Here is a 6,864-nt window from a genome sequence, read left to right as displayed (position 1 = left end):
GATATCTACAACGTGGAGCGGCCGCATCATGCGTTGAAATACAGAACCCCCGATGCAGTGCATCGGGGGTTCTGAGTGGAGAAATGCTAGCCGAAAATGTGTAAACCTATTTCAGGACTAGACATGGTCGGGCTGGGATTTCTGGCTGGCCGGTCGGGTGTCCACTCCGACCGGTGGCGGGGATCGTCACCCCCGCCCCTTTATCATCCAACCCGATGCAGGCTTAACCGCCAACGGCGATGCGTTTCATGTCCTTCATGTAGCCGCGCAGTACCTGACCGATCGCCTCGATGGGGTGGTTGCGGGTCGCCTCATTGGCCGCCAGCAGCGCCAGGTTGTCGACGTTCTGCCCTTCTGCCTTGCTGGCACCCAAGTCGCCAGCTTTCAGGGTCGGCATGAAGTGCTCGCGCAGCAAGGGCACAGCGGCGTTGGCGAACAGGTAGTTACCGTACTCGGCGGTATCGGAGATAACCACGTTCATCTCGTACAGACGCTTGCGAGCAACTGTGTTGGCGATCAGCGGCAACTCGTGCAGGGATTCGTAGTAGGCGGACTCCTCGTAAATACCGGAAGCTACCATGGTCTCGAACGCCAGCTCGACACCCGCCTTGACCATGGCCACCATGACCACGCCATTGTCGAAATACTCCTGCTCGGCAATTTTGCCAGTGAACGCAGGAGCATTCTCGAAGGCAGATTTGCCGGTTTCTTCACGCCAGGTCAGCAGCTTGACGTCATCCTCAGCCCAGTCGGCCATCATGCCGCGGGAGAATTCGCCAGCGATGATGTCATCCATGTGCTTCTCGAACAGCGGGCGCATCAGGGTGCGCAGTTGCTCGGACAGCTCGAAGGCACGCAGTTTGGCCGGATTGGAGAGGCGGTCCATCATCAGGCTGATGCCACCCTGCTTCAGGGCTTCAGTGATGGTCTCCCAACCAAACTGGATCAGCTTGCCGGCGTAGGCCGGGTCTGTCCCTTCGGCAACCAGCTTGTCATAACAGAGTAGAGAACCTGCCTGCAGCATGCCGCAGAGGATGGTCTGCTCGCCCATCAGGTCAGATTTCACTTCCGCCACGAAGGAGGATTCCAGTACGCCGGCACGGTCGCCGCCGGTGGCAGAGGCCCACGCCTTGGCGATGGCCATGCCTTCACCCTTGGGATCGTTCTCCGGGTGGACGGCGAGCAGGGTCGGCACACCGAAACCGCGCTTGTACTCTTCACGCACTTCGGTTCCCGGGCACTTGGGTGCAACCATGACGACAGTGATGTCGGCGCGGATCTGCTGACCCTCTTCCACCACGTTGAAGCCGTGGGAATAGCCCAGCGCGGCGCCCTGTTTCATCAGCGGCATCACGGTTTTCACCACGTCGGAGTGCTGCTTGTCCGGGGTCAGGTTCAGCACCAGATCGGCGGTCGGGATCAGCTCTTCATAGGTGCCGACCGCGAAGCCGTTGTCGGTGGCCTTCTGCCAGGAGGCGCGCTTCTCGGTGATGGCAGCCTTGCGCAGGGCGTAGGAGATATCCAGCCCGGAGTCGCGCATGTTCAGACCCTGGTTCAGACCCTGGGCACCACAGCCCACAATCACCACCTTCTTGCCCTTCAGCACGTCGCAACCGTCGGCGAATTCCGCTCGCTGCATGAAGCGACACTTGCCCAGTTGGGCCAACTGCTGACGCAGGTTCAAGGTGTTGAAATAGTTAGCCATGGTGATTGCTCCGTTCGATTGATTCCATGCCGGGTAGCGGCGTTGTCTGAACCACTATAGCGCGGGACACTCATTGCCTGAACTGATATATTCGAAACAGTATGTTGCAGGAATTGAAAGATTGTTCTTCGCAATCTCAAGCTGTTTCTCCCCCACGTCAGCAAACGCGCCGCCGCAGGAATAGAAAGATGGACCTTCGTAATCTCGAACTGTTTCTCCACCTCGCCGACTCCCTTCACTTTGGCAAGAGTGCCGATGCCATGGCGGTCAGCCCCTCCACCCTCAGCCGCGCCATCCAGCGCCTGGAACAGGAGACCGGCTGCGTGCTGTTCGAGCGGGACAATCGCAGCGTGCGGCTCACATCGGCGGGTGAGAAACTGCGGGAGTTTGGCGGCAGCCTGTTGCAGGAGTGGCGCCAGCTCAAGCAGGATCTCAAACGCAGCGATGAACCGCTGCAGGGGCGGCTGCGGGTGTTCTGCTCGGTCACCGCCAGCTACTTTCTGCTGCCAGAGGTGCTGGAGCGCTTCCGCCGCCGCTACCCCCAGCTTGAGATCAAGCTGGAGACCGGCGACCCGGCGCTGGCGGTGGACAAGATCCTGGCCGACGAGGCCGATCTCGCCATCGCCGCGCGGCCGGATGCGCTCTCCGCCAAGCTGGAATTTGCCAGCCTGCAGCAGGTGCCGCTGGTATTCATTGCCCCCCGTACCGCACCACAACAGAGCCAGTGGTTCTTGCAGGGTGAGCCGGACTGGGAGCGGCTGCCGCTGATCCTCTCCGAACAGGGTCTGGCACGAAAGCGCTGTGACCAGTGGTTTCGCAACAAGGGAATTGCCCCCAACATCTATGCCGAGGTGGCGGGCAACGAGGGCATAGTCGCCATGGTGGCGCTCGGTTTTGGCGTCGGTCTGGTGCCTGCCGCCGTGATCGATCACAGCCCCATGGGGGAGAAGGTGCGCATCGTCGAGCCCAGACCGGCGCTCAAGCCATTCGACGTCGGTATCGCAGTGCTCAAGAAGCGGCTGGAAGAGCCTCTTATCCGCGCCTTCTGGGATACGGCGCGCGGCCAGGGTTCACTGCGCTGACGGGGTGGCAGTGACCAGCGCATAGATTAGCGAGGGGTCAGCCATCATGATGCGGCTCCTGGCGGGCAGATCCGGATTATGCAGCTCAAGCATGATCCGCTCGTCCAGCTTCAACCGACGAATCGTGCTGCCAAACTCCTTTTCAAAGATCTGATCAAAAGCACCGGACTGGCGCGCCCGCTGCAATCCCAGCTCGATGCGCTGTGCCAGTTCGGGATATTGGGGGGAAACAAAGAACAGCAGCGCCAGCGGATAACGGAACACCAGATGAGGTTCGATTGCGAGCTCCGGATGCTGCTTTAGCTCATCCTCTATCTCGATGACGGAACGCAGAAAGCAGTCAAAACGCCGCTTGCTCAGCATGTTGAACAGCGCCTCGTAGAGATTGCCCACCGTTACCTTGAGGCCGTTGGCCTTGAGCAGCCGGGTATCGGGCCAGGCTCTGTGCTGACCGATGGTGAGTCCGGCGCTATGCCAGTCCGCCAGCGACCCTATGCCGCTAAAGCGCCCCTCATCCCCCGGCCGGATGAGGCAGACCCGCCAACCCAGCAACCCCTTCGCCAACGGAATATGGACCGCCAGCAGGGAACGCTCCCGCTCTTCATCAGGGGCAAAGACTCCTATCTGTACCAGGGCACCCTCTTGTAACGCCTTGACCGCCCGCCCCTGCTCCATTGGCGGACTCGCAATCAGCTGATAGGGACCATATTCAGGCACTGTGAGATCGAGCGACAACCGCAGCAAGCCCGCCACAGCCGGATTGGGGTGCTCCAACAGCAGGTTCCAGGCCCGAATGTGCGACTCGGCAGCCAGGGCACTCCCCGCAAACAGTGTGATGCACCACAGCAAAATCCTGATCATTGCGCCTCGTACCTCTGATCTTGATGCACTCACTATAACGCGTGAGCGCCCAGTTCTGGTGCATGGACCCGCAGATGTGTGAGCGACTTGGTGTCAAATCTGACAATGGTCAGAGCAAGACCCAGGTCACAGACTAGGCTCGGTGTTCAACCTGAATGGAAAAAGCCTCGCCATGATGCGTCACCTGATCGAAATCAACAGCTCACAGCTGTTTGAAGAGTACCTGCAGAGTCTGGGAGTGCCACAAACCTTGCTGGATCACGAACAGGATATCTATCTGCAAGAGCGCCCGCTGGCGGCAGTGCGCCAAATTCAGGGCAAGATGAAGTTTTATCTGCGAGCCAGCGCCCTGACCAAACAGTGATCCGCAACCGGTCACAGAACAGGCAATCAAAGCGTATTACACTGGCACCATCCGTCACCCTCGCCTCCGGGGGTCGCCATGAGGAGTGCCCATGAAACCAAGCGGCCTGGATCGGCTCTTCAAACCCCAGTCAATCGCCGTCATCGGTGCCTCAACCGACCCGCAGAAAGCGGGTCACGTGGTAATCAGGCACCTGCTTGCGGGTCAGTTCAAAGGCCCCATACTGCCGGTCAGCCCCCATAACAAAGCCATCGCCGGAGTGCTGGCTTATCCCGACATTGCCAGCCTGCCGCTCTCCCCCGATCTCGCCATCATCTGCACCAAACGCGAACGGGTACTGTCGCTCATCGAAGCGCTCGGCAAAAAAGGGGCCGGGGCCGCCATCATACTGGCCGCCGATTTTTCGCAGGAAGAGAGGGAACAGTTGCAGCGCCTGAGCAGCCAATATGACATTCGCCTGCTTGGCCCCAACAGCATGGGCATGTTGCTGCCAGCGCAGGGCATCAACGCCAGCTTCTCCCCCATCGCCGCCAAACCTGGGCAGGTAGCCTTTGTCTCCCAGTCGGCGGCCGTCAGCACGACCATACTGGATTGGGCCAAACAACATGAGCTGGGCTTTTCCGCCTTTATCTCCCTCGGCGATCACTGTGACATCGACTTCGGCCAGCTGCTCGATCAGCTCTCTCGCGACGGCACCACTCGCGCCATCCTGCTCTATATGGACAAGTTGCACGACGCCCGCCACTTCCTCTCGGCAGCGCGGGCGGCTTCGCGCAACAAGCCAATACTGGTGCTCAAGAGCGGTCGCCACGATCCGGCAAAGGGGCTGGACAACGTCTACGATGCCGCCATCCGGCGAGCAGGCATGCTGCGGGTACGAGATACCCACGAGCTGTTTGCCGCGGTCGAAACCCTGAGCCATTCGCTGACCCTCAAGGGGGAGCGGCTGGCCATCATCTCCAACGGCCGCGGACTGGCCAACATGGCGGTCGATGTGCTGCTTGAGCGGGGCGGAAAACTGGCCATGCCGCCAAAAGACATAGGCAGTGATGCCGATATCACCGCCTATCAGCAGGCACTCGATACCTTGCTGCAAGGGAATGAAGCAGATGCCATCCTGCTCATTCATGCGCCTTCCCTCACAGCACGCGGGGCCGAATTGGCGCGCAGTCTGATCGATTACCTCAGGCAGCATCCCAGAGCCAGGCGCTTCAATATCCTGACCAACTGGGCAGGGGAATACTCGGCACAGGAAGGACGCAAGCTCTTCACCGAGGCGGGCATTCCGACCTATCGCACTCCCGAAAGTGCAGTGGCCGCCTTCATGCATATGGTGGAATACCGTCGCAACCAGAAGCAGCTGATGGAAACACCCGCGTCCCTGCAGGGGGACAAGCTCAACGTCGAACTCTGCCAACAACTGATCCGGCAGGCACTGGAACGCAAGCAACTCACCCTCGATACCCATCTGGTGCAACCCATACTGCAAGCTGCCGGGCTCGCGACCCTGCCGACCTGGATTGTCTCCGATGCCATCGAAGCCACCCTGACGGCTGAACAGATCGGCTATCCGGTAGCAGTCAAATTGCGCTCGCCGGATATTGCCCACAAGTCTGCGGTGCACGGCGTCATGCTGAACCTGCGTACTTCTGCCGAGGTCGCTCAGGCGGCAGATGCCATTCTGGATCGGGTCAGACAGCACGATGCCGGAGCCCGCATCGAAGGCTTGCTGGTACAGCGTATGGCACGCCGCAGCGGCGGGCTGGAACTGAGGATCCGCCTGCAACAGGATCCCGTCTTCGGTCCTGTCATCCTGCTCGGCGAGTCGGGAGCAGAACCACAGGAGATGGTCGCCGCACTCCCGCCACTGAACCAGGCTCTCGCACGCTACCAGGTCATCGGTGCTCTCAAGAGCCGCAAGATCCGCGAGCAGGCCACCCCCGAAAGACTCGATATCGATGCGCTTGGTCAGGTGTTGTGCCAGCTGTCGGAACTGCTGCTGGCGTTTCCCGAGATCCAGGAGCTGGACCTGCATCCATTGCAAGCATGCGGGGCCGAGATGGTGATTCTGGATGCCAGCCTGACACTGATGCCAATAACGCAGCAGCGTTGCCCCCTGGCGATACGCCCCTATCCCACCGAGCTGGAAGAGGGGGCCTGGCTCAAGGACCAGAGCCATGTGCTGCTCCGCCCGATCCGGCCGGAGGATGAACCCGCTCACAAACAGTTTGTACTCAAGGTCTCCGATGAAGACAGGTACAAACGCTTCTTTGCTGACGTGGGAGAACTGGGCCACGAAGAGCTCGCTCGCATGACCCAAATTGACTACGACAGGGAGATGGCCTTCGTCGCGGTAGGACAGGACGGGGCCTTCAGTCAGCAAATTCTGGGGGTGGTGCGAGCCATTTCAAACCCGGATCAGTCCGATGCGGAGTTTGCCATTCTGGTGCGATCCGACCTAAAGGGGCTGGGGCTCGGCAAGTTGATGATGGAGAAAATCGTGCGTTACGCCAGAGAGAGAGGGATTGGCCAGCTATCCGGCATGACCATGCCCAGCAATCGCGGCATGATCAATCTGGCCAAGCGGCTTGGCTTCAAGATCGATATCCAGCTGGAAGATGGAGTGGTCAATATGGAGTTGCCCTGTGCGGAGAGAGCCTAAGGGGCATAGCACAGAGAACACCGCAGGAATGATAAATTTCAGGCAATAAAAAAACCCGCTCATTGAGCGGGGTTTTTCGTGTTGGGTGCCTGGCAGTGTCCTACTCTCGCATGGCGAATGCCACACTACCATCGGCGCTACCGCGTTTCACTTCTGAGTTCGGCATGGGATCAGGTGGTTCCACGGCGCT

At 59.9% G+C, this 6,864-nt stretch carries 5 protein-coding genes and 1 rRNA gene; 3 read left to right on the top strand and 3 right to left on the bottom strand.

Annotation, left to right across the window (positions count from 1 at the left end; genetic code table 11):
* Window positions 1-223: 223 nt before the first annotated feature.
* Window positions 224-1,705 (bottom strand): ketol-acid reductoisomerase, encoded by a 1,482-nt coding sequence (gene ilvC / locus GWQ27_RS22095; protein WP_275908329.1) that lies wholly within the window; start codon window positions 1,703-1,705, stop codon window positions 224-226.
* Window positions 1,706-1,893: 188 nt separating this feature from the next.
* Between ilvC and ilvY the strand changes: the two genes are divergently transcribed.
* Complete coding sequence (ilvY, locus tag GWQ27_RS22090; RefSeq protein WP_021140972.1) at window positions 1,894-2,787, top strand: HTH-type transcriptional activator IlvY; 894 nt, start codon at window positions 1,894-1,896, stop codon at window positions 2,785-2,787.
* On the opposite strand, the gene GWQ27_RS22085 is transcribed toward ilvY, so the two are convergent.
* Window positions 2,776-3,648, bottom strand: a complete 873-nt coding sequence (locus GWQ27_RS22085) for a transporter substrate-binding domain-containing protein (protein WP_275908328.1) — start codon at window positions 3,646-3,648, stop codon at window positions 2,776-2,778. The genes ilvY and GWQ27_RS22085 overlap by 12 nt on opposite strands.
* A 172-nt stretch (window positions 3,649-3,820) precedes the next feature.
* Between GWQ27_RS22085 and GWQ27_RS22080 the strand changes: the two genes are divergently transcribed.
* Both GWQ27_RS22080 and GWQ27_RS22075 read left to right on the top strand, forming a co-directional pair.
* Window positions 3,821-4,012 (top strand): hypothetical protein, encoded by a 192-nt coding sequence (locus GWQ27_RS22080; RefSeq protein WP_021140974.1) that lies wholly within the window; start codon window positions 3,821-3,823, stop codon window positions 4,010-4,012.
* Between the two features lie 91 nt (window positions 4,013-4,103).
* Window positions 4,104-6,674 carry a bifunctional acetate--CoA ligase family protein/GNAT family N-acetyltransferase gene (locus tag GWQ27_RS22075; RefSeq protein ID WP_275908327.1) on the top strand — a complete coding sequence of 857 codons (2,571 nt, stop codon included), beginning with the start codon at window positions 4,104-4,106 and terminating at the stop codon, window positions 6,672-6,674.
* A gap of 87 nt (window positions 6,675-6,761) precedes the next feature.
* Here GWQ27_RS22075 and rrf read toward each other — a convergent pair.
* Window positions 6,762-6,864 (bottom strand): 5S ribosomal RNA (gene rrf, locus GWQ27_RS22070); the annotation flags it as partial.

Origin of the sequence: Aeromonas sp. 5HA1, assembly GCF_029237245.1 — a bacterium.
Taxonomy (GTDB): Bacteria; Pseudomonadota; Gammaproteobacteria; order Enterobacterales; family Aeromonadaceae; genus Aeromonas; species Aeromonas salmonicida.
Note: the sequence above shows the minus strand (reverse complement) of the source record. Positions and strands in the feature narration are given on the sequence as shown.